1 protein-coding gene is annotated in these 865 nt (G+C 63.0%); it reads left to right on the top strand.

Annotated elements, in window-relative coordinates; genetic code table 11:
- On the top strand, window positions 1–865 hold an 865-nt coding region (locus tag I5S59_RS26365; protein ID WP_197879189.1), incomplete at both ends, for an Ig-like domain-containing protein.

Genomic DNA, 865 nt, shown 5'->3' with positions numbered 1-865 from the left:
CTGAACGTCAATAACCTGAATGACCCGGTAACCCTCAACGGCCTGGATGTCGATGGCGGCGAACTGACCGTCTTCGAGAAAAACCTCGGCGACGGCAGCAACCCGAATGCCTCGGCGCTGACCCAGGGCGGCAGCTTCACCGTTACTGCGCCCGATGGCCTGCAGACCCTGACCGTGGGTGGCATCACCGTGGTCAGCGGCGGCAGCGCCGTGGGCTTCCCGCAATCGGTTGTCACCCCGGCCGGCAACACCCTGACCATCACTGGCTACAACGCCAGCACCGGCGTGGTGAGTTACACCTACACCCTGGTGGACAACGAAGCGCATGCCAGCGGCGCAGGCGCCAACAGCCTGGGTGAGCAGTTCACGGTGGTGGCGACAGACACCGACGGCAGCACGGTCAGCGGCAGCATTGACGTGAACATCGTCGACGACCTGCCGACCGCCGTTAACGACACCAACCCGGTCACCGCCACCGAAGCGCAGCTGACCCTGACGGGCAACGTGCTGACCAACGATGTGCAAGGCGCCGACCGCATTACCACAGGGCCAATCACCGCCGGCACCTTCACCGGCACCTACGGCACCCTGGTACTGGCTGCCGACGGCACTTACACCTACACGCTGAACACCAGCGATCCGGATTTCATCAACCTGCACGGTGGCGGCAGTGGCGTCGAAACCTTCACGTACACCCTCAACGATGCTGATGGTGATACCAGTACCGCGACCCTGACACTGAACGTCAATAACCTGAATGACCCGGTAACCCTCAACGGCCTGGATGTCGATGGCGGCGAACTGACCGTCTTCGAGAAAAACCTCGGCGACGGCAGCAACCCGAATGCCTCGGCGCTGACCCAGG

The sequence above is a fragment of the Pseudomonas alkylphenolica genome, assembly GCF_016009175.1.
Classification (GTDB): Bacteria; Pseudomonadota; Gammaproteobacteria; order Pseudomonadales; family Pseudomonadaceae; genus Aquipseudomonas; species Aquipseudomonas alkylphenolica_B.
The sequence above is the reverse complement of the archived record's forward strand: the minus strand, read 5'-3'. Positions and strand labels throughout refer to the sequence as shown.